The sequence below is a fragment of the Mesorhizobium sp. GW821-FHT04C10 genome (genome assembly GCF_059420305.1).
The window spans coordinates 3516045-3540095 of the sequence record NZ_JBWKTL010000001.1; the positions used below are offsets into that span (position 1 = coordinate 3516045).

A 24051-nucleotide genomic window follows, 5' to 3' on the forward strand; every position below is an offset into this window, starting at 1 on the left:
TCAAATGCTGTTCAACCCGGTTTCGACATGACTGCCATTCCCGAAACTGAAGCCTTACCGGCAACGGCCACCAGTGCGCGGCGCGTGGCGCTGATCGTCGCCATCGCCTTCTTCATGCAATTGCTGGATTCGACGATCATCTCGACCTCGTTGCCGCAGATGGGTGCCTCCTTCGGCGTGCCGGCGGTGGCGATGAGCATCGGCATCACGGTCTACATGCTGACCATGGCTGTTTTCGTGCCGCTGTCCGGCTGGCTTGCCGACCGGTTCGGCGCGCGCAACATTTTTCTCGTGGCGATCGCGTTGTTCACTCTGGCCTCGCTCGCCTGCGGCTTTTCGGAAAACCTGACCCAATTTGTCGCTGCTCGCGCCGTGCAGGGGCTGGGCAGCGCGCTGATGACGCCGGTCGGCCGCATTCTTGTCCTGCGCAATGCGTCGAAGTCCGAGCTGCTGAACGCCACCGCGCTGATCACCTGGCCGGCGCTGTTCGCGCCCGTGGTCGGGCCGGTGCTCGGCGGCTTCATCACCACCTACCTGTCCTGGTACTGGAATTTCTTCATCAACGTACCGCTTGGGCTGATCGGGCTGGCGCTGGTCGCCCGCTTCATTCCGGGTGACCGGGAAGCCGATCCCAAGCCGCTCGACTGGCCGGGGTTTTTCCTGACGTCGCTCGGGCTCGCCTGCCTGCTCTACGGCCTCGAGCGCATCGCGCATCCCGAGGACGGCCTGCGGCCGACGGTGCTGCTGATCGCGGCGGGCATCGTCATCGGCTGGCTGGCGGTGCGGCATCTCCGGCGCGCGGCTCATCCGCTGCTCGATCTCTCCTCGTTCAAGGTGCTGACCTTCGCCCTCTCGACACTCGCCGCGGGCACCATATTCCGGATGGCGATCAACGCCACGCCGTTCCTGCTGCCGCTTTTGTTCCAGGTTGGCTTCGGCCTCTCGCCCGTCGATGCCGGCTTGATGATCCTGGCCTATTTTCTAGGCAATCTCGGCATGAAAACGGTAACGACGCCAACGCTGCGGCGTTTCGGCTTCCGCTCGGTGATGGTCGTCAACGGCATCATCGCCTCGGCCTCGATCATGGCTTGCGGAGCGATCTCGCCGCAGACACCGCAGGCGCTCGTTGTCGTGTTGATGCTGATCGCCGGCCTGTCGCGGTCGATGCAGTTCACCGCGCTCAACACGCTGGCCTTCGCCGATATCGATGCGGCGCAACGCAGCTCGGCGGCGACGCTGTCGTCCATGCTGCAGCAGGTGGCGATGCTGTTCGGCGTGGCGGTGGCTGCGGCGATCCTGAACCTGTCGCAGATCGCCAGGGACCGGCCGGCGCTCGACCTCGCCGATTTTCGAATCGCCTTCCTGGCGATCGGTGTCATCGGCCTGGTCGCGGCATTGCGTTTTCTCGTGCTGCCGCCCGCGGCGGGGGCAGAGGTTTCCGGCCACGTACCGGCGAACTGAGATCGAATTTTTCGCCTGATGCGGAGATAAATTCCGCCTCATCCTTTCGCCTTGATGCGACGCTTTCGTAAATGGCTGCGATGGCGCAATCGATTGCCAAAAATGCAGGAGTTTCCGCGCATTGCGCCAGTTTCGGCAATCAATGTGTCCACCCGGTGAATATCGACATCAGCCGGTGTTCTGAACGCGGATTCATTTGACGAACCGGCGCTGAGCCGATTAGCTCTGGCTTTCGGGATGGCAGCGCTGCCATCGGGGCAAATGCAGACATGAACACGACCGGCTGGCTAAATCCGAGGAGCCTGAATCAGGAAGGCATTGTCTTTGCCATTGCCGTGGTGCTTTTCGTTGCCGCGGCAATAGGGCTGCCGGGCTTCATAGATCCCAACAACCTCGTCGCCATTGTCCGCTCGGTGTCGGTGCTGGGCATATTGGCGCTCGGCATGGCTGTCGTCATCATCGGCCGCGGTATCGACCTGTCCGCCGTGGCGATCATGGCGATGTCGGTCGCCTGGTATCTGCAACTGCTCAATACGGGGACCTCGGACGGGCTGGCCTTCGCCTATGTGCTGGCCGGCGTGCTCGCCATCGGGCTGCTCAACGGCTTCCTCGTCGCCTATGCCGACGTGCCGGCGATTTTCGTGACGCTGGCCACCGGCTCCTTCGTCTTCGGCTATGTGCGCTCGCAACTGATCACGCAGGATGCGGTGCCGGTGCCGCAGGGACATTGGGTCGAACTGCTCGGCGGCCTGCGCTTCCTCGATATCCCGATCGAGGTGTTCGTCTTCGCGGGCCTCGCCTTCCTGTTCTTCCTCTTCCTGCGTTACACCAAATGGGGGCGCTATATCTATTTTGCCGGCGACAATCCGGTGGCGGCTCGCAATATCGGCATCCCGGTGCGGCCGATGCTGGTGCTGCGCTACGTGCTGTCTGCCTTCGTTGCCCTGATCGCCGGCCTGCTGACGGCGGCTAGCCTGCATTCGATCAACACGCGCGTCGTCAATTCGACGCTGCTCTACGACATCGTGCTGGTGGCGGTGATCGGCGGGATCGGCCTGTCGGGCGGACGGGGCGGGGTGCGCAACGTGCTGGTTGGGGCGGCGCTGATAGGCATCCTGCTCAACGCCATGACCATCATCGACATTCCGCTACTCTACCAGAACCTCATCAAGGCAGCGATCCTGCTCGGCGCCATCATCGTCGACGGCATCATCAATCCACGCGACGAACAGACCGCGCAGCAAGGCGACATTTAGGGGTACCCGGAACGATCGCGACGATCGGCCGGCAATGACAATCGAAACAGAGGATGTGACATGAAACTGATCAGAACACTGATGGCCGCCGCCACGGCGCTGGCCGTGACCGCCTTCGTGGCGCCGACCTTCGCCGCCGATGATCCGGGCCCGGCCGCCTATGCGCAGGCGCTCAAGGGCAAGCGCGTCATGCTGGTGCCGCTGGCGATGGGCTTCGACCTGGCGCAGGGCTGGGCGCATTATCTCAAGACCGAAGTCGAGGCCTGGGGCGGCGTGTTCGAGACGCGTGATCCGAACTGGGTGGTCGATGCGGGCGCCCAGGCGATCACCGACGCGATCTCGTCCGACACCAGGCCCGACGTGCTGATCATCCATGCACCGGACCTCAACTCCTATTCCAAGCTGATGAAGAAGGCGCAGGCCGCCGGCACCTATGTTCTTCTGGTCGACAACCCCGCCAACTTCCCGGCCGATGCCTTCGTCGGCAGCGACTGGGACCGGCTCGGCCAACTCGAGGCCGAAGCGGCGATCAAGGGCTGCGGCGAAAACTCATCGAAGAAGATCGGGCTGGTGCAGGGCGACCAGGCAAACTCTTCCAGCCTCTATCAGTATGCCGGCATCATGAAGGTGCTGGAAAAGCATCCTGACTTCAAGGTAGTGGCCAAGCCCGACTCCAACTGGGATGCGACGACCTCGCGCAACGTGACGACGACGATGCTGCAGCAGAACCCGGACATCTGCTCGATCATCGACTTCTGGGATGGTGACGCCACCGGCGCATCCGCCGCGATCCGCGACGCCAAGCTCGACGGCAAGGTGTTTCTCGTCACCACCGGCGGCGGCGAGAAGGCTGCCGATTGCGACAAGCTGCAGGATGGCACCTATGGCGCCGTGGTGATGACCGATCTCGCCCGCCAGTCGGGCGACATGAACGCCATCATCAAGTTCCTGCTGCAGAGCGGCCAGCCGGCCGGTACCTCGCACACCTATATCTATACGCTGGAGAAGGCGACGACCAAGGCCGATCTCAAGCCCGACAGCTGCTGGGACCTGAAGGCGCTGCAGGCCGAAGCGGCGGCGAAATAAACCGCACGTTCCCGACAGATATCAATGAGGTGGCCGGATTGCCCGGCCACCTCTTTCTCGTACCGCAGTGAGCCGATGTCCTTTCGCGAACGCCTTCAGTCCTGGCGCTACAATCTCGTGCCCGACCATCTGGTCGGCGAGATCCTGACCAAACGCTGGACCGACAATGCCATTCCGTTCCTGGCGCTGGTGGCAACGCTCGGCGTGTTCGGCTCGATCATTCCGGGTTTCTTCAAACTGACGTCGCTGCAGGAATCGACCCGCCAACTCGGCGAATTCTCCATGGTGGTCACCGGCATGACGGTGGTGATGCTGGGCGGCGGCATCGATCTCTCGGTCGGCTCGATCTTCGCGCTGTCCTGCTTCTCGGCCGTCTATGTATTCTTCATCCTCGAACAGTCGATCTGGCTGGCGCTGGCCGCTTCGCTCGCCACCGGCCTCGTCTTCGGCGCCATCAACGGCTACCTCGTCGGATATCTCAGGCTGCGCGCCTTCCTCACCACGCTGGTCACCTTCATCTTCGGGCGGGCGCTGTTCGACATCCTCGTCACCACCTATGCCGCCGACGTGCAGCTTTCGACCGCCACGTCTGATGTGTTGGATTTCATCGGCGACAGCACCTTCTGGGGCCTCTCGGTCTCGGTGTGGCTGGCGATCATCCTCGCCGTGGTCACCCATATCGCGCTGACGCGCTCGCGGCCGGGATGGCATGTGCTGGCGGTCGGCGGCTCCAGGCGATCGGCGCACAATGCCGGCATCCGCGTGCGCCGCACCGTGTTCATGACCTATGTCTTCTCGGGTTTCTGCGCCTCGATCGGCGGTTTCCTCATTGCCTGCCGCTTGAGCGGTGCAGGGCCGGGCACCGGCCTCAACCTCGAAATCATGGCGCTGACGGCCGCGGTGGTCGGCGGCGTCAGCCTTGGCGGCGGGCGCGGCTCGGTGATCAAGGGGCTGATGGGCGCCATCATCGTCTTGACCATGACCAACGGGCTGATCCGGCTGGGCTACGGCACCGGCACCAACCAGATGGTGCTCGGCATCATGCTGGCGGTGGCGGTCACAATCGACATCCGCTGGCTGAAGAACCGCCACAAGGTGCTCAACGAAGTCTATGTCGCACCGGTCTATCTCAAGATGGGCGAGACACAGTCTGCGGTGCCGGGCTCCGGCACGCCTTACGAGCTCGACAACCGTCTGTCCGCGGCCGATCATATCGGGCTCGGTGAGCTGGAAGGGCCCGAGGATGTCATCCTCGACCGTGACGACAATCTCTATTGCGGCACCCGGCATGGCGAGATTGTCCGCTTCTTCGCGCCGGACTATGTGAAATCTGAAGTGTTTGCCCATATTGGCGGCTTTCCGCTGGGGCTTGCCTTCGATAAATCGGGCAACCTGATCAGCTGCGTCGGCGCCATGGGGCTCTATTCCGTTTCGCCGCAGCGCGAAGTCAAACGGCTGTCGGCGGAAACGTCACGCTCCTGGACCTCGATCGTCGACGATGCCCGGCTGCGCGATCCCAATGATTGCGACATCGCGCCGGACGGCCGCATCTATTTTACGGATTCGACGAAGCGATATGACGCCCACGATTGGGCGCTGGACTCGATCGAGAACCGCGCCACCGGGCGCCTGCTGGTCTACGATCCGAAGGACGGTTCGACGAAGACGCTGCTCGACGGCTATCGCTACACCAATGGGGTGTGCATGGCCCATGACGGCAAGTCGCTGTTCTTCGCCGAAAGCTGGGCCTGCCGCGTGCATCGCTATTGGCTCGAAGGGCCGAAAGCCGGCACCGCCGAATGCGTCATCCGCGACATGCCGGGCTATCCCGACAACATCAACCGGGCGTCGGACGGCAATTACTGGATGGCGTGGCTGGGCATGCGCACGCCAAGCTTCGACCTGTCGCTGCGCCATCCCGACATGCGCAAGCGCATGACGCGCCGGCTGCCGCAGGACGAGTGGCTGTTCCCCAACATCAACACCGGCGGCGTGGTGAAATTCAACGAGAAGGGCGGCATCGTCGAGGCACTTGGCGACCTCACCGGCGATGCGCATCCGATGGTCACCTCGATGCGCGAGCACAAGGGATATCTTTTCGTCGGCGGCATCCTCAACAACCGCATCGGCCGTTACAAGATTTCGGGCGCCGACCCGAACTGGACCAGCCCCGCTTCCTATTGGGGGGCAAAGCCATGATCCTCGATCCGATCCTGGATATGTTTCGCGGCAAGGCGGTCACCATCCCGCCGCTCGACGGCGCCTTCCGGCCCAACACGCGGCTCGATGACGCGCCTGCGTTTGCCGAACTGACCGAGCCGGACAATCTGCTGGCCTCCGGTGAGAGGTTGCTCGCCTCAAGCGGCAACGCCGTCTATTCGCTTGGCGCCGGAGCCGAGCCCAAGCTTGTCGAGACCTTTGCGTCCCCCGTCTCGGCGCTGGCGCTGTCGCCATCGGGTGAACTGACGGTGGCGCTCGAAAGCGGCAAGCTGCTGATATCGGGCAAGGAGGTGTCGCTGCCGGCGGATGTGCGTTGCATCACCGCACTTGCCTATGCCGATGACGGCACGCTCTGGCTCGCCAATGGTTCGGCTGAGCACGCGCCATCGCAATGGGCCGCCGACCTGATGAAGAAGGGCGCGTCCGGTTCGCTGTGGCGATGTGGCCCGGGAGCGATCGGCTTCCAGAAAGTCGCCGGCGACATCGCGTTCCCCAATGGTCTCCATCCGGCAGGCGAGGGCGTTCTGATGAGCGAAAGCTGGCGCCACCAGCTTGTCCGTTTCAGCGGCGCGACGGGCAACCGTTCGACGGTGCTGACACATCTGCCCGGCTATCCCGCGCGGCTCGCGCCGGCGCGCGACGGCGGGGCGTGGCTGACCTTGTTCGCGCCGCGCAACCGGCTGATCGAATTCGTGCTGCAGGAGACGCACTACCGGCAGGACATGATCGAACAGGTCCCGCCGGCCTACTGGATCGCGCCGGCGTTGGCCTCCAACCGCAGTTTCCTCGAACCGCTGCAATGCGGCGGCATCCGCACCATGGGCATCCACAAGCCATGGTCGCCGAGCCGCTCCTACGGGCTGGTGGTCAAACTGGATCGGAACATGCAGCCGCAGTACAGCCTGCACAGCCGCGCCAACGGCACGCGCCATGGCATCTGCAGTGTGGCGGAAAAGGACGGCCGGCTGTTCATCGCCTCCAAGGGCGGCGACTGTGTGCTGGCCGTCGACTCGGGAGGTTTCTGATGGAGCCGATCGTTCGCCTGGAGAACGTCACCAAGACCTATCGCGGCGTGCCCGCGGTGAGACAGGTCAGCTTCGACCTGCGTAAGGGCGAGATCCACGCGCTGCTCGGCGAGAATGGTGCCGGCAAATCGACGCTGACCAAGATCATCGCCGGCGTCGTCGACGCCACCTCCGGCAAGATGTTCCACAAGGGGCGCGAGATCGCCTACGCCTCGCCGCATGCGGCACTCGAGGCCGGGATCGCCATGGTGTTCCAGGAGACCAGCCTGGTGCCGTCGATGACGGTGGCGCAAAACCTTTATCTCGGTACTGAAAAATTCCTCAACCGGCTGCGCGGCACGTATATTTCAGCACAGCAGTTCCTGCAGTCGCTGAACTTTCCTGTCGATCCCAACGCGATGGTGGCGACGCTGGGCGCTGCCAAGCGGCAGATGGTGGAGATCGGGCGTGCGGTGCACCACAATGCCGAAATCATCATCTTCGACGAGCCGACGGCGACGCTGACGCCTGAGGAGAAGCGGCATTTCTTCGCGCTGATCCGCCGATTGAAAGCGAATGGGGTCTCGATCGTCTTCATCAGCCATGCGCTGGAAGAGGCGCTTGCCATTGCCGACCGCATCACCATTTTGCGCGACGGCGAACTGGTCGTCACCGACGATACAGCCGCCTTCGACCGCGACAAGATCGTGGCCGCCATGGTCGGGCGCACACTGTCGGGGCAGATCTACCGACAGCGCGACGAAGCCAAGCTGCGCAAGGCCGGCAAGAAGGTGTTGTCGGTGCAGGACATTTCGATGAGCAATGTCGTGCGCAACAATTCCTTCTCGATCTTCGAAGGCCAGATCACCGGTGTGTTCGGGCTGATCGGCTCCGGCCGCACCGAGACCTTCAAGATCGTGTCCGGCATCTACAAGCGCGATTTCTTGCGCGGCGGGGCGATCGAGCTCGATGACAGGCCGGTGCGCTATCTCGTGCCGAGCGAGGCGGTGGCCGACGGCATCGTCTATGTCACCGAGGACCGCAAGAGCGAAGGCATTTTCGAGACGATGGGCATTGCCGAGAACCTGTTCGGCGGACTGCTGGCGGCCGGCCGCGAAAAGGCCTGGGTGATCAATGCGCAAGAGATGCGGCAGCTCTCGGCCGAATGGACCAAGACGCTCAATATCAAGGCGATCAACGACAATGCGCGCGTGGTCGAGCTTTCTGGCGGCAACCAGCAGAAGGTGGTGATCGGCAAGGGGCTGGTGCAAAAGCCGCGCATCGTCATCTTCGACGAGCCGACGCGCGGCGTCGATGTCGGCGCCATCGCCGAGATCCACCAGATCATCAACCGGCTGGCCGACGAGGGGCTGGCGGTCGTGGTCATCTCCTCCTACCTGCCGGAGATCATGAACCTGTCCGACCGGATTCTCGTTTGCCGCCAGGGCCGCATCGTCGAGGAGTTTTCGCCGGCCGAGGCCACGGAGGAGAAGATCATGTATGCGGCCGTGCATTAGGTTGCGGGGTAAAGCGGATGATCGCGCCGTTGGATCGAACACCGGAGATTAGCCGAGGCATCCCTCATTTCGTCATCCACGGGCGGAGCAAGGAGCGTAGCGACGCAGCGCAGACCCGAGGATCCATGCCGGGACTCGGATGCGCCGCCACGGTGCAGGATTCTGCTCCGCTGCACACTTCGATAGACGTCACGGAATGGATCCCAGGGTCTCCGCGACGGAGCTTCGCTCCTGCTCCGCCCTAGGATTGTTTGAGAAGGATCGGGTAGTCTGGCGGCCGGGACTGCGGCCCATCACAACCGGCAGTCCCGGCGGCAGGCGACCGTCCCTGGGATCGGGCAACACCCGACGTCATCATGGTCCCTGCCGTCTTTGTCCGCCATCGCTTGGAGAGTTGATTGGCCGCTGGCTGGCGCCACGCCCGCAAACAATCCGAAGCCTGACAAGGATACCACCAGCATGGCCTTCTTGCACCAACAACCGAAACTGTGCCTCGGCCTCGATATCGCCAAGGACACCATCACCGCCGCCGACGGCACCACCACCCATGTCATCGACAACCAGCGACGCACGATCCGCGCCTTCCTCAAGAGCCACAAGCAGGCAGACCTTGTGGTCTGTGAACCGACCGGTGGCCATGAAGGCCTGCTGCTCGAAGAGTGCCTGCGTGCCGGCATCGCCTGCCATCGCGCCGACACGCTCAAGGTCAAGAGCTTCATCCGCTCCTACGGCACCCACGGGAAGAGCGATGCCATCGATGCCGCGATGTTGAGGGCCTACGGCCGCGAACGCTGGGAAAAGCTGACCCTTTGGCAGGCTCCGGACCCCGACGAGACCCGCTTGCGCGCCTTGGTGCGCCGCCGCCAGGAGCTCATCGCCATCAAGATCGCCGAGAAGAACCGCGCCAAGGCACCTAGTGCTCGAGACCTCGCCGCCTCCTTCGAGGCCGTGATCAAAGTCGTCGAGCGTCAGATCCAGGCGATCGATGCAGCCATGCGCGAGCTGATCGCCAACAGCAGCGCCCTCAAGCATCGAGCCGCCATCTGCACGGCCATGGACAGTCTCGGCCCAATCGTGGCCGCCAAGCTGCTGGCCATCTTGCCCGAACTCGGCACCATGACACGTCGAAAGGCTGCCGCGCTTGCAGGGCTCGCGCCTCATCCAAACGACAGCGGGCAAAAGCAAGGCTACCGCAAAATCCGTGGCGGACGACCGGAGATCAGGAGCATGCTCTACATGCCCGCATTGCACGCCGCTGCCGGAAGGGGCGAGTTCGCAACCTTCTACAAACACCTCATCGCCAACGGCAAAAAGCCAATGGTGGCCATCGCTGCAGTCATGCGAAAGATCGTTGTCACTCTAAACGCCAGGCTCAGAGACGCCACCATTCCTCAGAGTTGATGACGAAAGGTGAGGAGGGGCTCCGCAAACCTCCACGGTTCTGCTCAAATCTGCATCAAAAACTGAATCAGAGATGCTGGTTAGCCGCCTTTGCTCCAAGCTTGATTCAACGACCTAATTCATCGATCGAAACGGAAGGACCACCCCATGGCCACCACAAAACTCCTCAGCGATGCCGAGGTAGAAAAAATCCCGGCGGTGAAGGCCGTGTTCGACGATATCCGCGCGACGCGCAAATCGGATTTCGTCAACAATTTCTGGCGCGGGCTGGCCAATGATCCGGTGTCGCTGAAGCGGGTGTGGGAGCAGCTCAAGGTGGTGATGGTGGCCGACAGCGCCATCGATCCGCTGACCAAGGAGATGATCTATATCGCCGTCTCGACCGCCAATGGCTGTTCCTACTGCGTCCATTCGCACACGGCGGCGGCGCGCGCCAAGGGGATGACCGATGCGCAGCATGGCGAGCTGGTGTCAATCATCGGGCTGGCGGGGCAGACCAACCATCTGGTCACGGCGATGCAGATTCCGGTCGACCCGCAATTCGAGGTGAAGTGAGCGTGATTTCCCGCCGCGCCGTCGCAAGATTGTGAGCGCGGCTGTTCTGTAGCCAAGTAGTGGCAAGCGACTGAAATCCGGACGCTTTCCACGCTGCGCCGGTTGCCGCCGGCTACCCTTCGCCGGCCGCTGCCCGCAATTGCGCGGATTACCCCAGCGGCTGTTAAGGAAGTGACATGGAACGGCACTAAGGAAGCCCCATGCGATGCCGCTCGCCGGGAGGCTCGGCTCGCATGGTGGAGCCGGCATGAAAATCGTTCAGATCACAGACACTCATTTCAGCCCGACCAAGCCGCATTTCAACGGCAATTGGCAGCCGCTTGCCGCCTGGATCGAGCAGAGCGGTGCTGACCTTGTCATCCACACGGGCGACCTCAGCGTCGACGGTGCCGACCGGGACGACGACATTGCCTTCTGCATGGATCTGATGCGGGAGATCTCGAAGCCGATGCTGCTGGTGCCCGGCAATCACGATGTCGGCCATCTGCCCGGCTCGCTGCAGCCGGTCAATGCCGGGCGCCTCGAGCGCTGGCGCCGGCTGGTTGGCCCGGATTACTGGATGGAGGACGCTGGCACCTGGCGCTTCATCGGGCTGGACAGCCTGCTGATGGGTTTTGACGATGCCGAGGAAGAGGCGCAGTTCGAATGGCTGCGGACCGCACTGGAAAGCCGCGGCGGCCGGCGCGTCGCGCTCTTCGCCCACAAGCCGCTCTTCATCGACGAGCCCGGCGAGGGCGACACGGGTTACTGGAGCGTCAGGCCGGCGCAGCGGCAGCGTCTTTATGAGCTGATCGGCGCCCACGATGTTGCGCTGTTCGCCAGTGGTCACCTGCACCGGGCATGGCAGGGCGAATATGAAAACACGTCGCTTGTATGGGGTCCGTCGGCGGCCTTCGTCGTCGGCGACATGGAGCGCGATATGCCGGGCGAGCGGCTGCTTGGCGCCGTTGTCCATCAATTCGCCGACACGATCGCCAGCGAGATCGTCACCATCCCCGGCATGACGGTCCATGTCCTGGATGACGTGGTCGAGGAGGTCTATCCGCACGAGGCGCACAAGGTTCGCAAGAAGGTCGCGTCATGAGCGCGCTTTCGCTTCGCGGCGTGAAAAAGTCGTTTGGCGGCAATGCCATTCTGAACGGCATCAGCCTTGATGTGGAGCCCGGCGAGTTCATCGCTCTTGTCGGTCCTTCCGGGTGTGGCAAGAGCACCTTGCTGCGCATCCTGGCAGGGCTCGACCATGCAGACAGCGGCGAGATCTTCGTCGGCGACAGGGACATGTCGCCGGTTGCCGCGGCCGATCGCAACATCGCCATGGTGTTCCAGTCCTACGCCCTCTATCCGCATCTGACGGCCGGCCAGAACATCGCCGTTCCGCTTGCCATGAAGCGGCTGAGCCGGTCGCAGCGCCTGCCGCTCGTCGGCCCGCTGCTGCCCGGCCAGAAAGATATCCGCACCGGCATCGCGCGCGATGTGCGCGAGATGGCGGGTCTGCTCAAGATCGACCATCTGCTCGACCGCAAGCCGGGGCAGATGTCGGGTGGCCAGCGACAGCGCGTGGCGCTGGCGCGCGCCATGGTGCGCCAGCCCTCGATCTTCCTGATGGACGAGCCGCTCTCCAATCTCGACGCCAATCTGCGCGTCCATGCCCGCGGCGAGATCGTCGAACTGCACCGCCGCGCCGGCGTGCCGACGCTCTATGTGACGCACGACCAGGCCGAGGCGCTTTCGATGGCCGACCGCGTGGCGGTGATGATCGGCGGCAATCTGCTGCAACTTGCTGCGCCCGACGTGATCTACAACGATCCCGCCCATATCGAGGTCGCGCGCTTCGTCGGCCAACCGAGGATCAACATCATCCAGGCACAGGCCGAAAGCGGCCGTGTCGGCTTCGAGGGCATCCGGCTGGCCCTGCTGGAGAAGGTTGCGACCGGTCCGGTCAGCCTCGGCATCCGGCCCGAATTCGTAGGACTTTCCCCCAGCGGCCGGAGCGGCCTTGCCGGACGGATCGAGCGCCTCGAATTCCTCGGCTCGGAAGTTATTGCCCATTGCCGCCTCGACGCCTCCGGCGACATCATCATCGCCAAGCTGGCGCCGCACGAGGCGAGAGACCTGATTGCCGGAATGCCGGTGGGCATCCTTCTGTCGCCCGAACAGGCGATGGTCTTCGGGCCGGAGGGACGGCGGTTGCGCACTGCGGATGTGGCGGGCGCGCGGCAGGAGCCGGCTTATGTCTAGCGTTGCGCTGGCGGGCAACGTCCCGAGCGCGGCGGCGCTGCGCGCGCGCAGCGAGGACCGGACCGCCTGGCTGCTGGCGGCGCCGGCCATCGTGCTGTTGCTGCTGTTCGTGCTGTTGCCGGTGGCCGCCGTCATCTTTCTCGGCTTCACCGATTTCGAGCTCGGCTACGGCAAGTTCCGCTTCGTCGGCTTCGAGAATTACGCGCATCTCCTGAACGACCGTACCTTTCGCCGGTCGCTGTGGAACACCTCGGTCTATACAGCCATCGTCGCGCCGGTCTCGATCGTGCTTGGCCTGGGCGTTGCCCTGCTGATCGAAGGCGAGGGCCGGGCGCGCGGTTTTTTCCGCACCGTCTATTTCCTGCCCGTCGCCTCGCTGATCGTCGCGATGGCGACCGTCTGGCAGTACATCTTCCACCCGACGATCGGGCCGCTCAACGCGTTGCTTTCGCTTGCCGGTATTCCCGGCCCGAACTGGCTCGGCGCGTCGAACACCGTGCTTTACAGCCTGTCGATCATCGGCATCTGGCAATCGGTCGGCTTCAACATGGTGCTGTTCCTGGCGGGCCTGACGGCGATCCCGCGTGAACTCTATGCCGCCGCCCATGTCGACGGCGCGAAATCGGCGCTCGACCGGTTTTTCCTGGTCACCTGGCCGATGCTTGGGCCGACGACGCTGTTCGTCGTCACCATCAGCATCACCAATGCGGTGAAGGTTTTCGAAACGGTGAAGATGCTGACCGATGGCGGCCCCAACAAGGCGTCGGAAGTGCTGCTCTTCACCATCTACCAGGAAGGGTTCGTCTATCTGCGGGTCGGCTACGCCTCGGCAATGACCGTCGTCTTCCTGGCGATCCTGGTCGTGCTGATGCTTGTGCAATACCGCGTGCTCGACCGGCGGGTGCACTACACATGACGAGCATTCCGGCCGGCCGCATCATCCGCTTCGCGCTGCTTTCGCTCGGCGCGCTGATGATCCTTGCGCCCTACATCTTCATGATCTCGACGGCGGGCAAGACGCAGAGCGATATCTTCACCTCGTCGTTGTCGCTCATCCCTCAGCATTTCTACTTTGCCGAGAATTTCGCCAAGGCGTTGGCCAAGGTGCCGATGGCAACGCTGCTGTGGAACGGCGTCGTCGTGTGCGGCCTGATCTTCTTCTTCCAGGTCGTGGTGGCGATCCCTTGCGCCTACGCGATGGCCAAGCTGAAGTTCCGGGCCGCGCGGCTGATGATGGTGCTGGTCATGCTCGGCCTTCTGGTGCCGATCCACGCGACGGCGCTGCCGCTCTATGTCGCCTTCGACAGGATGTCGCTCTTGAACAGCTACACCTCTCTGGTCGCGCCCTTCACCATATCGGTGTTCGCGATCTTCATGTTCCTGCAGTTCTTCCGTGCCATGCCCGACGACCTGCTCCACGCGGCGCGACTCGACGGCATGTCCGAACTCGGCATCGTCGCGCGCGTCATCGTGCCCAATGCGTGGCCGGCGGTCACAGCCTTCGCGATCTTTTCCGTCGTTGCGCACTGGAACGACCTCTACTGGCCGCTGATCGTCGTCAGCAAGCAGGCCTACGCCACGCCACCGCTCGGCCTGATGTATTTCCGCGCGGCCGAGGCCGGCGACGACTACGGCGCGCTGATGGCCGCCACGCTGATCATCACCCTTCCTCTCGTCGCCGCCTTCCTGCTCGCGCAGAAGCGTTTCGTCGAGGGCATCACCATGACCGGTCTCAAAGGTTGAATCTGCGAATAATTGACTGGGCCAACAAGGAGCACGAGCAATGAAGCATTTTTCCAGGATTTTCGCCGCGGCGGCGGTGTCGCTGGCGGCGGCCCTTCCGGCCTATGCCGAGACGACGCTGACGGTTCACTACCCGATGCCCGGCTTTTTCAAGAACGTGATGGACACGATCTCGAAGAAGTTCATGGAGGAAAACCCTGATATCAAGATCCAGTTCGCCAGCCCGTCGGCGACCTATGAGGAAGGCATCCAGACCATTCTTCGCCAGGCCGGCACCGACGAGATGCCCGACATCACCTTCATCGGCCTCAACCGCCTGCGTATGCTGAACGAGCGCGACGTCGCCGTCGATCTTGGCCCGCTGGTCAAGAAGGAAGGCAATATGGCGGAGCTCGGCTTCTCCGACACGATCCTGAAGCTCGCGCAGGTCAACGGCAAGCAGGTTGGTCTCGCCTTCGCCACCTCCAACCCGATCATGTATTACAATGCCGACCTGGTGAAGGCGGCCGGCGGCGATCCGGACAATCCGCCCAGGACCTGGGACGAGGTGATCGCGCTCGGCGGCAAGATCAAGGCGCTCGGCAATGGCGTCGACGGTATCGACTTCCGCTGGCAGGGCGATGACTGGATGTTCTCGGCGCTGCTGTTCGGCGCCGGCGGCAAGATGCTGAACGAGGACGAAAGCAAGGTCGCCTTCAACGGGCCGGAAGGCGAGAAGGCGGTGGAGATCCTGGAGCGGATGGTGAAGGAGGGCGGCATGCCGGTCTTCACCAAGCCTGCGGGCGAGCAGGCTTTCGCGGCCGGCAAGGTCGGCTTCGAATTCCAGACCACCGGCGCGCTGGTCAACACGATCAAGAATGTCGGCGACAAGTTCACGCTGCGCACCGCCAAGATCCCGCTGATCGATCCGGTCAACGGTCGTCTGCCGACCGGCGGCAACGCCGTGGTCATCCTGACCAAGGATACGGCCAAGCAGGAGGCCGCCTGGAAGTTCGCGAAATTCGCCGCCGGCCCCTATGGCGCTTCTGTCGTCGTGCCGGGCACGGGCTATGTCCCCAACAATGAGCTGGCGGCGAAATCGTCAGATTATCTCGGCGATTTCTACAAGAAGAACCCGCTGTTCCAGGCCGGGCTCAGCCAGATGCCGCTGATGGTTCCGTGGTATGCCTTCCCGGGCACCAACGGTGTGAAGGTGACGCAGACGATCGTCGACAATCTGTCGCGCATCGTCGACCAGTCGGCCTCGCCCAAGGAAGCGCTCACTGACGCGGCCAGCGACGTCGAAGGCATGCTGCCGACGCAGTGAGGGCTTGTGGCGGGGACTTACCTTCTCCCCTTGTGGGGGCAGAAGGACGGGGCGAGACCCGTGGCTCGCCCCAGGGCGGTGGCCTCGCGAAGCGAGGTCGGATGAGGGGTGCTCCAGCTGGACGCCAACGCCTCACTCCGCTGGAACACCCCTCATCCGTCTCGGCGCTGCGCGCCGATCCACCTTCTCCCACAAGGGGAGAAGGAAGAGAGCGCTACACCGGCCGATACACTCGCTCCGCCGTGTTCCAGAAGATATCAGCTTCCGCCGCCGCGCCGTGCTTCGCCACAGCTTCGCGGTGCGCCTTGATCAGCTCGGCGTGGCTGGTCCAGAGCTTCTCGATCGGGAAGTTCGAACCGAACATCAGATGATCGGACCCCAGGATATCAATCGCGTTGTCGACGATATAGGCGATCAGCGCCGGGTCGTTGCGGTGGACGAAGGTGCCGAGGCCGGAGAGCTTGGCATAGAGATTGGGTGCCGCTGAGAGCGTGCGCAGCCCCGCCTTCCAGGCCTCGGTGGTCTCCTGATCCGTGCCCGTCAGCATGCCGGCATGGGTGAGGATGAAGTTGGTCTCGGGATTCTCCCCGACCAGCGTCAGCCCGTCCTTCATCTGGGCTGGGAAAAGCTGCAGGTCGAAGGACAGGCCATAGTCCTTCAACCTCGCGACGTTGCCGCGCACTTTTGGGTCGATCACCTGATCGGCCGAAGCGGCGAAGCGGAAGGCTGGCGTTTCGTGCCAGTGCAGCTGCATGCGCACGCCGCGCAGCAGTTTGTATTTCATCAGCCGGTCGATCTGGGGCCTGACATCATCCACCGTCATGTCGGCATAGCCGACGATGGCGTGCGGCCAGCCGGTTTCATCCGCTGTCTTCTGCAGGAAGGCGACCTCTTTCTCGAAATCCTCCTTCGCCCAGTTGGTCTGGACATAGACGGCCTTCTCGACGCCTGATCCCTTCTGGTCGTCGAGGAATTCGCCGATCGGATAATCGCGGCGGATCGGCTCGTAGGGGCCGAAGATGCGCGGCACCATCGGTCCGACCAGCCATGGCTGGTCCTTCTGGCGCCAGATGTGGAAATGCGCGTCGATGGCTTTCTGCATCACGATACCCTTTTCCAGATGGTCTCGGCCGCCGGGGCGGGGCGGGCGAGCGAGAGGATGAAATCGGTGAGGCTGGTCAACGACGAGCCATCGATGAGATCGTCGAGATCAGGCAGGATGGCGCGCAGTGCCGCCGTTGCCGGGCGGAAGCGCGGGTCGCCGGCCAAGGGTGTTGCTAGCGACAGCCGGAAGGCGCGGGCGCTCAGCCTGCGTATGGCCGTCTCCATCTCGGCATGGTCGCCGCGCTCGAGAGCGTCAGACAGGATCACGACCGCCGCACCGCGGGCGAAGGACGAAAAGCGGGGCACAGAGAGAAAGGCGAGCAGTGTCGGTCCCATGCGGGTGCCGCCGTCCCAGTCGTCGACCTGGGCCGCCGCGCGCGCCAGCGCCTGGTCGCGGTCGCGGACGCGCAGTGCGGTAGTGATGCGGGTCAGCCTTGTGCCGAAGGTGAAGATCTCGGCGCGGTCGGCGCCTTGCACGATGGCGTGCGCGAGCTTGAGATAGTCCGCCGTGTGCAGCTTCATCGAGCCGGAGACGTCGATCAGGAGCAGCAGCTTGCGTGGCACGGTCTGGCGGCGACGCAGCAGCGGTGAGGGCACGTCGCCATCGGCGCTGACGATTTCGCGCATCGAGCGGCGCAGATCGAGCTTGCCGCGCGAAGGCGTGCGCACGGTGCGGAAGGAGCGGCGGGCGGGCAGGGCGGACCAGAGCTTGCGTTGAAAGGCGGTCAGCCTGTCCTCGTCGCGCTGGAAGTCGCGGCTGCTCAATTGCTCCAGGGCGGAGGACAGCTCGCCGCCTTCCTGGCTGTGCTCGGCTTCGATCCGCTCGTCATCAGCGCCGCCATCATCCTTGATCCGGGTTTCCTCGTCCGCGTCGCCTTCGACCACGGCCGAAGTGTTGCCGTAGAAATGGCTCTGAAAATGCGCTTCGAATTCGTCGCGGCGATCGGGCGGCGGCGCCAGCGTGGCAAGGGCCGCCTCGCGGATATCGGCCATCGAGCGCGGTCCCAGCAATGTCACCGCCTGCATGAAGCCGGAGACTTGCTCGGGGGCGATGGCGAAGCCGTAGCGGCGCAGCAGCCGGCCGAAGCCGAGCAAGGGCGTGGCGGCGTGGGGCAACACGCTCACGCAAGCGCCTCCTCGACAATGCGGCCAAGCTCCGGCGCGATATAGGACAGGTCTTCCTCGTCCTTGATCAATACGCCGATGGCGCGGCGGAAGGCTTCGGGCCATGGGCTGCCGCCTTTTTCAAGGATGGTGGCGGCATTGGCCCATTCGACGGCCTCGGCGATGCCGGGCGGCTTGGCCAGCGGGCGGGCACGGATGGTCTGCACGGCTGCCGCCACGGCTCGCGCGGTGCCTTCAGCGACATCGCCGGCACGCAGCATGATGATGGCGGCTTCGCGCTCGGCATCGGGATAACCGATCCAGTGGTAGACGCAGCGCCGCCGCAGGGCTTCGGCAAGTTCGCGGGTGCGGTTGGAGGTCAGGATGACGATCGGCTGCGCGGCGGCGCGGATGGTGCCGCGCTCGGGAATGCTGATCTGGAAATCGGAAAGGAATTCGAGCAGCAGCGCCTCGAATTCATGATCCGAACGGTCGATCTCATCGACCAGCAGCACGCGCTGCTCCGGCGCCCGCAACACCTGCAGCAGCGGCCGGGCGATCAGGAAGCGGTCGTCGTAAATGTCGATTTCGTGTTCGCCGGCATGCCGGATGGCGAGCAACTGGCGCTGGTAGTTCCATTCGTAGAGTGCGTGCGCAGCGTCGATGCCTTCATAGCATTGCAGGCGCACCAGATCGCGGCCGAGCAGCTCGGCGACAGCCTTCGCGGCCTCGGTCTTGCCGACGCCCGGCGCGCCTTCGAGCAGCAGCGGCTTGCCTAATCGGATCGCCAGGAAGATGGCGGTGGCCAGGCTGTCGTCGGCCAGATAGCGCGAGGCGGCGAGATGAGACACCACCGCCTCCGGCGTGGTCGCGACAGTCTCGGCTTTCACCTCGGGCATGTCAGTTCGCCGCTTGCGCCTTGAGCGCGCGCAGGATGCGCTCCGGTGTGATCGGCAGCGTGTCGATGCGCACGCCGACGGCGTCGAAGACGGCATTGGCAACCGCCGGTATCTGCGGATTGGCGCACATTTCGCCCGGCCCCTTGGCGCCGTAGGGCCCATCCGCCGACGGCCGCTCCAGAACGATGATCTCGGTCCTGGCGAGGTCGCCGGGACCCGGCATCAGATACTGGTTGAAGTCGGTGCCGCCATGATCGCGGTTGGGGTAGTAGGGCTCTGTCGTCTCGTAGAGCGCGTGGCTGATGCCCATCCAGGAGCCGCCAACCAGCTGCTGCTCGACCATTTTCGGGTTCAGCGCACGGCCGATCTCGAAGACGTTCTTGACCGTCAGCACGGTGACCTCGCCGGTCTCGTCGTCGACTTCGACCTCGGCCACCGTGCAGGCGTGCGCGTAGCAGGTCGAGGGCTTCATCGCGCCGGTTTCCTTCTCGGGATAGGAACGCGGGATCAGGAACATGCCGCGGCCCGAGATCGAGCGGCCGCGCTTGAAATGCGCCGACAGCGCGACGTCGAAGATCGAGATCGATTTCTGCGGCGCGCCCTTGACCAGTATGTTGCCCTGGCCGTCGGTCTCGAGGTCGGAGGCGTTGACCTCCAGTTCTTCCGCCGCCACTTCCAGCATAACCTGGCGAGCCTCTTTCGCCGCCTGGATGACGGCGTTGCCGGCGCGGTGCGTGCCGCGCGAGGCGAAGGTGCCCATGCAGTGCGGGCCGGTATCGGTGTCGGCGGTGTCGACGACGACGCGGTCGGTCGGCACGCCGATGGTTTCGGCACAGATCTGGGCCATGATCTGCTTCATGCCCTGACCGAGATCGACCGACGACAGCGTCACCATGAAATTGCCGGTCGGCGTCGAGTGGACCAGCGCCTGGGTCGGATCGCCGCCGAGATTCATGCCGGTGGGATAGTTGATCGCGGCGACGCCGCGTCCGCGCCTGATCGCCATCTCAAGCTCCCTTCACGTAGGACGACATCGCCATGTATTTCTCCGCCACCGGCCAGTTGGCGGCGCGCGAGGCTTCCTGCATGCACTCGATGAGTGCTGCCCCTTCCGTCGGCTGGCGATGCGCCTTCATGTCGCCGTCGCGATAGGCGTTGATGAAGCGGAATTCGAGCGGGTCCATGCCGATCAGCCGTGCCAGCTTGTCCATCTGCACCTCGAGCGCGAAGTCGCCGATGGTGACGCCGAAGCCGCGCATGGCCGACGACGGCGTGCGGTTGGTGTAGACGCAGTAGGTGTCGATCCAGACATTGGGAATGGTGTAAGGGCCGGGATAATGGCCCGCACCCTTCTGCGCGCCATAGGGCGAGTGACGCGAATAGGCGCCGGCATCGGTGTAGCCGGTGACCTTGCGCGCAACGATGCGGCCGTCCTTCATCACGCCGTCCTTGATGACCACCTTTTCGGCCGCGCGGGGTGACGAAATCTGCATCTCCTCCTCGCGGCTGTAGATGAAACAGACCGGTCGTCCGGTGAGCTTGGCGCCGAGGATGGCGATCGGCTCGACGATGACGTCGACCTTGCCGCCAAAGCCGCCGCCGACCGTGCCACCGACGAAATGCAGCTTCGAGCCCGGCATCTGCAGGATGATCGACGTGTTATCGAGGGTGAAGAACATTGCCTGCGTGTTGGTGTAGCAGGTGAAGCGGTCATTACCCTCGGGCATCACCACGCAGCCGGTGGTCTCGGTCGGCGCATGCTCGATGGGCGACGACTGATAGCTTTGTTCGAGGATGTGGTCGGCCTCGGCGAAGCCCGCCTCCACATCGCCGAAGCGTACCTTGCGGCACTCGCCGCTGTCATAGAGATAGTAGTTCTGGCCGTGATATTCGTTGACCAAGGGTGCGCCGGGCTTCAGCGCTTCCTCCATGTCGAAGACGGCCGGCAGCACTTCATAGTCGACTTTGACCTTGGCGGCGGCTTCCTGCGCGGCGCGCTCCGTCTCGGCCAGCACCGCCACCACGGCCTCGCCCTTCCAGCGCACCTTGCCGTCGGCCAGCACCGTCTCGTCCTCAGGACCGACCTGGATCAGGATCAGGATGGTGTAGACATTGTGCGGCACGTCCTTGGCGGTCAGCACCTTGACCACACCTGGATGTTTCTCCGCCTCCGACGTGTCGATCGAGCGGATGCGGGCGTGGTGGTGCGGACTGCGCACCATCTTCAGGTGCAGTATGCCGGGAAAGTTGCGGTCGGCGAAAAAGGCTGTCTTGCCGGTGACATGGCCGGGCGAATCCGAACGGGCCCTCGGCTGGCCGATCTCGTGCAGATCGTCCTTGCGGATATCGGCGAAGTAGTTCTTGCGCAGTTCCATTCTCTTGGTCCCTCAGGCGGCATTCTGCGAATTGGAACGCGCAGCCGTCAGCACCGCCTGGATGATGGGCTCGTAGCCGGTGCAGCGGCAGATGTTGCCCGACAGCGCTTCGACCACGTCGTCGCGGGTGGGGTTGGGCGTGTGGTCGAGCAGCACCTTGGCCGCCATAATCATGCCCGGTGTGCAGAAGCCGCATTGCGTGGCGAACGTGTCGAGGAAGGCGCGCTGCAGCGGATGCAGCACGCCGCCCTCGGCGAGGCCCGATGTCGTGGTGATGGCTGTTCCGTTGCAAGTTTCAGCCAAGGTCAGGCAAGACAGCCGGAGCTCGCCATCGATGATGACGGAGCAGGCGCCGCAAGTGCCTTGGTGGCAGCCGCCCTTCGGCGAAGTGTCGCCGATCTTGTCGCGCAAGGCGTTGAGCAGCGTCGTGCCGCTGTCGATGAATTCGGCTTTTTCGGAGCCGTTGAGCGTGAATTGAACCGGGACCTTCGCCATGTTTCCTCCTTGCGCGTCCGCCCGAAGGATCGGACAGACGCGCGCCCCCCAACTCGTTATTTCAACTCAGCAGCAGCCGGCCGAGATGGACCGGCAGGACCTCAGCGCGGTACCAGGCGCTGGCGATCGGATCGGTGATGGGCGTGGTGCCTTCGGCGGCGGCGGCCAGTGCGGGTGCGATGCCGTCCTGGTCGAGCGTCTTTCCCTTGAGCGCCTTTTCCGCCGCCCTGGCACGCACCGGCCGGTCGGCCATGCAGCCGAGCGCGATCCGTGCCGAAGAGACGGTGCCGTCCGCGGCCTGCTCCAGAACGATGGCGATGCTCAGCACCGAGACGCCCTTGGGTTTGATCCGCGACACTTTCAGGAAGCGGAAGCCGTCGGCCTTCGGCAGCGTGAAGCCGACCGACGTGACAATGGAGCGGCTGCCGTCCCGTCCGGCCAGGAAGGTCTCGATCGGCAACTCGCCGTCATCGGTGCCGACCGTGGCGTCGAGTGCCAGCAAGGCAACGGCGAAATCGCCGTAGGGCGCGGGCGCGAACAGATTGCCGCCGACTGTCGCCATGTTGCGCACCGCCGGGCCGCCGACGGCGCGCGCGGCCTTGGCGAGCGTGCCGAGTTCCGGATGGCGCGCGATCGCCGCCATGGTCACCGAGGCGCCGATGCGGATCTTGCCGTCGGCGACCGTGATGGCCGACAGGGTCGGGTCGGTCGACCTGACAAGGCCGGAGACCGAGACGTCGCCTTCATTGGCCGCGCGGACCACGAGTGTGCCGCCGCCGAGATAGCGGGTGCCGGCCGTCTTCAGCGCCGCATTGGCATCCTTCACGGTCGGGAATGTCTGGAGGGCAAGCGCCATGGAACACTCCTGTTCTGAAGCCCGATTCAGCCCTGGCCGGCAAAGTGGCTCTTCAGGGCGTTGAAGCCGCCCTGGAAGACATTGGCGCCCATGCCCTCGGCCAGCTTGTCCGCATCCTCCGGGGCGGCGTCGAAGCTGGCGGTCCATTCGGCATAGGTGCGGTCGCCATCGGTGACGCGCCGAAGCTGCAGCGTCGCCTTGTGGTTGGTGAGCGGCTGCGGCGTTTCGAGGATGGAATAGCTGACGAGGAAATTGTCGTCGGAGAAGTCGAGCAGTTTCTCACGGATGCGCGCGCCGCTGGCGAGCTGGAAGTTGCGCACGCAGCCGATCGTGGCGGCGTCCTTGCCATCCTCGATGTGGCTTTCGACCATGCGTGGATGCCAGCCCGGCAGGCCGTTGAAGTCGCGTATGCGCGCCCAGACTTTTTCGACCGGCGCGTCGATGACGCTGGAGATGGTGACCTTGGCCATAAGATGTTCCCTTGCGAATGATCGTTGCGGCAAGGGTAGGGGGCCGGCGCGGGTGACGCTTATCAATGCGTCTTGAGCCCGTATCAAGGAGTCTGAAAAAACAGGCGGCTGGAGCTCAGGGCGTTGCCCGCGCTGCCTCGCGGTAGAGTGTCGGCGGCACGCCGACATGGTCGCGGAAGAAGCGCGAAAAATTGCCCTGCGTGGTGAAGCCGAGATTGCAGGCGACCGAGATCAGCGGCTCCTGCGACCATTGCAGCTGGCGCACCGCCTCTTCCATGCGCAGCGTGTTCCAGTAGACGTTGGGCGTCAGGTTGGTCTGTTCCTTGAACAAGGCAAAGAAATGCGGCCGCGACAGCCCGACGCTGCGCGCCACGTCATCGAACGAGATGCGCTCGCAGACATTGGCCTTCATCAGCTGGATCGCCTTGCGGACGCGGAAATCCTGCATCGTGCTGATGCGGATGCGCGTGTCCTGCGGCGCCGAGGCGTCGGCGGCATCGAGCACGCTATCGATGAAGCGCTCGATCTCGTAGTTGGCGACGTCGTCGACGCTTTCATTGTCGGTCAGATGGTCGAGCAGGCTGGCGGCGGCCTGGTGCAGCCAGGGCTCCAGCGTGATCGCCGCCTGGGCAAACAATGGCGCGGAGGAGGGCAGGTCGCGGCGCCGGCGCGCCCAGTCGGGATCGATGTAGAAGGCCAGGAAAAGGCCCGGCCTGCCATCATGCGACAGGACGTGGCTGTGCGGCTGCAGCGAATTGATGCCGGCGGCGGTGTGTGGTCCCAGCCGGACTGTCTCGCGGCCGATCGTCATTTCGCCGGCCGTGCCTTCCAGCCAGATGATCAGGTGTGCCTCGACATGGGCATGGGTGACGAAGTCGCTTGCGACATTCAGGATAGAAACATGTCCGAACCGGCCCCAGTAGAGCCTGATCGCTTCCGTCATGGGTATATCCTCCCGCAG

At 64.0% G+C, this 24051-nt stretch carries 22 protein-coding genes; 13 read left to right on the plus strand and 9 right to left on the minus strand.

The genetic code is table 11. The annotated features are described in order from the left end of the window. The first annotated feature begins 27 nt into the window (after nucleotides 1-27). From AC07UC_RS17095 to AC07UC_RS17155, 13 genes are all read left to right on the plus strand, one after another. The gene (locus AC07UC_RS17095; protein ID WP_202326882.1) at nucleotides 28-1461 is read left to right on the plus strand and encodes a DHA2 family efflux MFS transporter permease subunit; all 1434 of its coding nucleotides are present in this window, start codon (nucleotides 28-30) and stop codon (nucleotides 1459-1461) included. A 269-nt stretch (nucleotides 1462-1730) separates the two neighbouring features. Further along, nucleotides 1731-2717: an ABC transporter permease gene (locus AC07UC_RS17100; protein WP_140775686.1), complete on the plus strand. Its 987-nt coding sequence runs from the start codon at nucleotides 1731-1733 to the stop codon at nucleotides 2715-2717. Between the two features lie 60 nt (nucleotides 2718-2777). Next, entirely contained in the window at nucleotides 2778-3803 is a 1026-nt protein-coding gene (locus tag AC07UC_RS17105) for a sugar ABC transporter substrate-binding protein (protein WP_140775687.1), read from the plus strand. Nucleotides 3804-3878: 75 nt separating this feature from the next. Next, nucleotides 3879-6002: an ABC transporter permease gene (locus AC07UC_RS17110; protein ID WP_140775688.1), complete on the plus strand. Its 2124-nt coding sequence runs from the start codon at nucleotides 3879-3881 to the stop codon at nucleotides 6000-6002. Next, on the plus strand, nucleotides 5999-7048 hold the full coding sequence (locus AC07UC_RS17115; protein WP_494906825.1) for an SMP-30/gluconolactonase/LRE family protein: 1050 nt from the start codon (nucleotides 5999-6001) through the stop codon (nucleotides 7046-7048). The genes AC07UC_RS17110 and AC07UC_RS17115 overlap by 4 nt, the downstream gene beginning before the upstream one ends. Then, nucleotides 7048-8544, plus strand: coding sequence for a sugar ABC transporter ATP-binding protein (locus tag AC07UC_RS17120; protein ID WP_494906826.1), 1497 nt, complete (start codon nucleotides 7048-7050; stop codon nucleotides 8542-8544). Before AC07UC_RS17115 ends, AC07UC_RS17120 begins: the two co-directional genes overlap by 1 nt. A 459-nt stretch (nucleotides 8545-9003) precedes the next feature. After that, complete coding sequence (locus AC07UC_RS17125) at nucleotides 9004-9945, plus strand: IS110 family transposase (RefSeq protein WP_494903677.1); 942 nt, start codon at nucleotides 9004-9006, stop codon at nucleotides 9943-9945. A gap of 147 nt (nucleotides 9946-10092) precedes the next feature. Then, nucleotides 10093-10500 carry a carboxymuconolactone decarboxylase family protein gene (locus tag AC07UC_RS17130; RefSeq protein ID WP_494906827.1) on the plus strand — a complete coding sequence of 136 codons (408 nt, stop codon included), beginning with the start codon at nucleotides 10093-10095 and terminating at the stop codon, nucleotides 10498-10500. A gap of 247 nt (nucleotides 10501-10747) precedes the next feature. Next, entirely contained in the window at nucleotides 10748-11584 is an 837-nt protein-coding gene (locus AC07UC_RS17135) for a metallophosphoesterase family protein (protein ID WP_494906828.1), read from the plus strand. Continuing rightward, nucleotides 11581-12738, plus strand: a complete 1158-nt coding sequence (locus AC07UC_RS17140; protein ID WP_494906829.1) for an ABC transporter ATP-binding protein — start codon at nucleotides 11581-11583, stop codon at nucleotides 12736-12738. The genes AC07UC_RS17135 and AC07UC_RS17140 overlap by 4 nt, the downstream gene beginning before the upstream one ends. Beyond that, nucleotides 12731-13654: a carbohydrate ABC transporter permease gene (locus tag AC07UC_RS17145; protein ID WP_140775694.1), complete on the plus strand. Its 924-nt coding sequence runs from the start codon at nucleotides 12731-12733 to the stop codon at nucleotides 13652-13654. The genes AC07UC_RS17140 and AC07UC_RS17145 overlap by 8 nt, the downstream gene beginning before the upstream one ends. Beyond that, entirely contained in the window at nucleotides 13651-14481 is an 831-nt protein-coding gene (locus tag AC07UC_RS17150; RefSeq protein WP_140775695.1) for a carbohydrate ABC transporter permease, read from the plus strand. The genes AC07UC_RS17145 and AC07UC_RS17150 overlap by 4 nt, the downstream gene beginning before the upstream one ends. A 40-nt stretch (nucleotides 14482-14521) precedes the next feature. Next, nucleotides 14522-15787 carry an ABC transporter substrate-binding protein gene (locus tag AC07UC_RS17155; protein WP_494906830.1) on the plus strand — a complete coding sequence of 422 codons (1266 nt, stop codon included), beginning with the start codon at nucleotides 14522-14524 and terminating at the stop codon, nucleotides 15785-15787. A gap of 214 nt (nucleotides 15788-16001) precedes the next feature. Here AC07UC_RS17155 and AC07UC_RS17160 read toward each other — a convergent pair whose 3' ends face one another. The 9 genes from AC07UC_RS17160 to AC07UC_RS17200 all read right to left on the minus strand — a co-directional run bounded on the left by AC07UC_RS17160 (nucleotide 16002) and on the right by AC07UC_RS17200 (nucleotide 24033). Continuing rightward, nucleotides 16002-16889, minus strand: a complete 888-nt coding sequence (locus tag AC07UC_RS17160; protein WP_494906831.1) for an amidohydrolase family protein — start codon at nucleotides 16887-16889, stop codon at nucleotides 16002-16004. Then, entirely contained in the window at nucleotides 16889-18007 is a 1119-nt protein-coding gene (locus tag AC07UC_RS17165; RefSeq protein WP_494908953.1) for a vWA domain-containing protein, read from the minus strand. Before AC07UC_RS17165 ends, AC07UC_RS17160 begins: the two co-directional genes overlap by 1 nt. A 5-nt stretch (nucleotides 18008-18012) precedes the next feature. After that, nucleotides 18013-18894: an AAA family ATPase gene (locus tag AC07UC_RS17170; protein WP_494906832.1), complete on the minus strand. Its 882-nt coding sequence runs from the start codon at nucleotides 18892-18894 to the stop codon at nucleotides 18013-18015. Nucleotide 18895: 1 nt separating this feature from the next. After that, nucleotides 18896-19900: a xanthine dehydrogenase family protein molybdopterin-binding subunit gene (locus AC07UC_RS17175; RefSeq protein WP_140775700.1), complete on the minus strand. Its 1005-nt coding sequence runs from the start codon at nucleotides 19898-19900 to the stop codon at nucleotides 18896-18898. A gap of 1 nt (nucleotide 19901) precedes the next feature. Beyond that, a complete protein-coding gene (locus AC07UC_RS17180) occupies nucleotides 19902-21269 on the minus strand; it encodes a xanthine dehydrogenase family protein molybdopterin-binding subunit (protein WP_494906833.1) in 1368 nt (455 codons plus the stop codon). Nucleotides 21270-21281: 12 nt separating this feature from the next. After that, the gene (locus tag AC07UC_RS17185) at nucleotides 21282-21764 is read right to left on the minus strand and encodes a (2Fe-2S)-binding protein (RefSeq protein ID WP_065005353.1); all 483 of its coding nucleotides are present in this window, start codon (nucleotides 21762-21764) and stop codon (nucleotides 21282-21284) included. Nucleotides 21765-21825: 61 nt separating this feature from the next. Further along, complete coding sequence (locus AC07UC_RS17190) at nucleotides 21826-22620, minus strand: FAD binding domain-containing protein (protein WP_494906834.1); 795 nt, start codon at nucleotides 22618-22620, stop codon at nucleotides 21826-21828. Between the two features lie 26 nt (nucleotides 22621-22646). Beyond that, on the minus strand, nucleotides 22647-23090 hold the full coding sequence (locus AC07UC_RS17195) for an SRPBCC family protein (protein ID WP_494906835.1): 444 nt from the start codon (nucleotides 23088-23090) through the stop codon (nucleotides 22647-22649). Nucleotides 23091-23205: 115 nt separating this feature from the next. Next, entirely contained in the window at nucleotides 23206-24033 is an 828-nt protein-coding gene (locus tag AC07UC_RS17200) for an AraC family transcriptional regulator (protein WP_202326897.1), read from the minus strand. Between the last annotated feature and the right edge of the window lie 18 nt (nucleotides 24034-24051).

Excerpts from the sequence above, each read along its gene's own strand:
- AC07UC_RS17175 (WP_140775700.1), bottom strand. The coding sequence starts at position 19,900 with ATGGCGATCAGGCGCGGACGCGGCGTCGCCGCGATCAACTATCCCACC.
- AC07UC_RS17185 (WP_065005353.1), bottom strand. The coding sequence starts at position 21,764 with ATGGCGAAGGTCCCGGTTCAATTCACGCTCAACGGCTCCGAAAAAGCC.
- AC07UC_RS17140 (WP_494906829.1), top strand. The coding sequence starts at position 11,581 with ATGAGCGCGCTTTCGCTTCGCGGCGTGAAAAAGTCGTTTGGCGGCAAT.
- AC07UC_RS17195 (WP_494906835.1), bottom strand. The coding sequence starts at position 23,090 with ATGGCCAAGGTCACCATCTCCAGCGTCATCGACGCGCCGGTCGAAAAA.
- AC07UC_RS17180 (WP_494906833.1), bottom strand. The coding sequence starts at position 21,269 with ATGGAACTGCGCAAGAACTACTTCGCCGATATCCGCAAGGACGATCTG.
- AC07UC_RS17200 (WP_202326897.1), bottom strand. The coding sequence starts at position 24,033 with ATGACGGAAGCGATCAGGCTCTACTGGGGCCGGTTCGGACATGTTTCT.
- AC07UC_RS17150 (WP_140775695.1), top strand. The coding sequence starts at position 13,651 with ATGACGAGCATTCCGGCCGGCCGCATCATCCGCTTCGCGCTGCTTTCG.
- AC07UC_RS17190 (WP_494906834.1), bottom strand. The coding sequence starts at position 22,620 with ATGGCGCTTGCCCTCCAGACATTCCCGACCGTGAAGGATGCCAATGCG.
- AC07UC_RS17130 (WP_494906827.1), top strand. The coding sequence starts at position 10,093 with ATGGCCACCACAAAACTCCTCAGCGATGCCGAGGTAGAAAAAATCCCG.
- AC07UC_RS17100 (WP_140775686.1), top strand. The coding sequence starts at position 1,731 with ATGAACACGACCGGCTGGCTAAATCCGAGGAGCCTGAATCAGGAAGGC.
- AC07UC_RS17155 (WP_494906830.1), top strand. The coding sequence starts at position 14,522 with ATGAAGCATTTTTCCAGGATTTTCGCCGCGGCGGCGGTGTCGCTGGCG.
- AC07UC_RS17115 (WP_494906825.1), top strand. The coding sequence starts at position 5,999 with ATGATCCTCGATCCGATCCTGGATATGTTTCGCGGCAAGGCGGTCACC.
- AC07UC_RS17120 (WP_494906826.1), top strand. The coding sequence starts at position 7,048 with ATGGAGCCGATCGTTCGCCTGGAGAACGTCACCAAGACCTATCGCGGC.
- AC07UC_RS17095 (WP_202326882.1), top strand. The coding sequence starts at position 28 with ATGACTGCCATTCCCGAAACTGAAGCCTTACCGGCAACGGCCACCAGT.
- AC07UC_RS17170 (WP_494906832.1), bottom strand. The coding sequence starts at position 18,894 with ATGCCCGAGGTGAAAGCCGAGACTGTCGCGACCACGCCGGAGGCGGTG.
- AC07UC_RS17160 (WP_494906831.1), bottom strand. The coding sequence starts at position 16,889 with ATGCAGAAAGCCATCGACGCGCATTTCCACATCTGGCGCCAGAAGGAC.
- AC07UC_RS17145 (WP_140775694.1), top strand. The coding sequence starts at position 12,731 with ATGTCTAGCGTTGCGCTGGCGGGCAACGTCCCGAGCGCGGCGGCGCTG.
- AC07UC_RS17125 (WP_494903677.1), top strand. The coding sequence starts at position 9,004 with ATGGCCTTCTTGCACCAACAACCGAAACTGTGCCTCGGCCTCGATATC.
- AC07UC_RS17110 (WP_140775688.1), top strand. The coding sequence starts at position 3,879 with ATGTCCTTTCGCGAACGCCTTCAGTCCTGGCGCTACAATCTCGTGCCC.
- AC07UC_RS17135 (WP_494906828.1), top strand. The coding sequence starts at position 10,748 with ATGAAAATCGTTCAGATCACAGACACTCATTTCAGCCCGACCAAGCCG.
- AC07UC_RS17105 (WP_140775687.1), top strand. The coding sequence starts at position 2,778 with ATGAAACTGATCAGAACACTGATGGCCGCCGCCACGGCGCTGGCCGTG.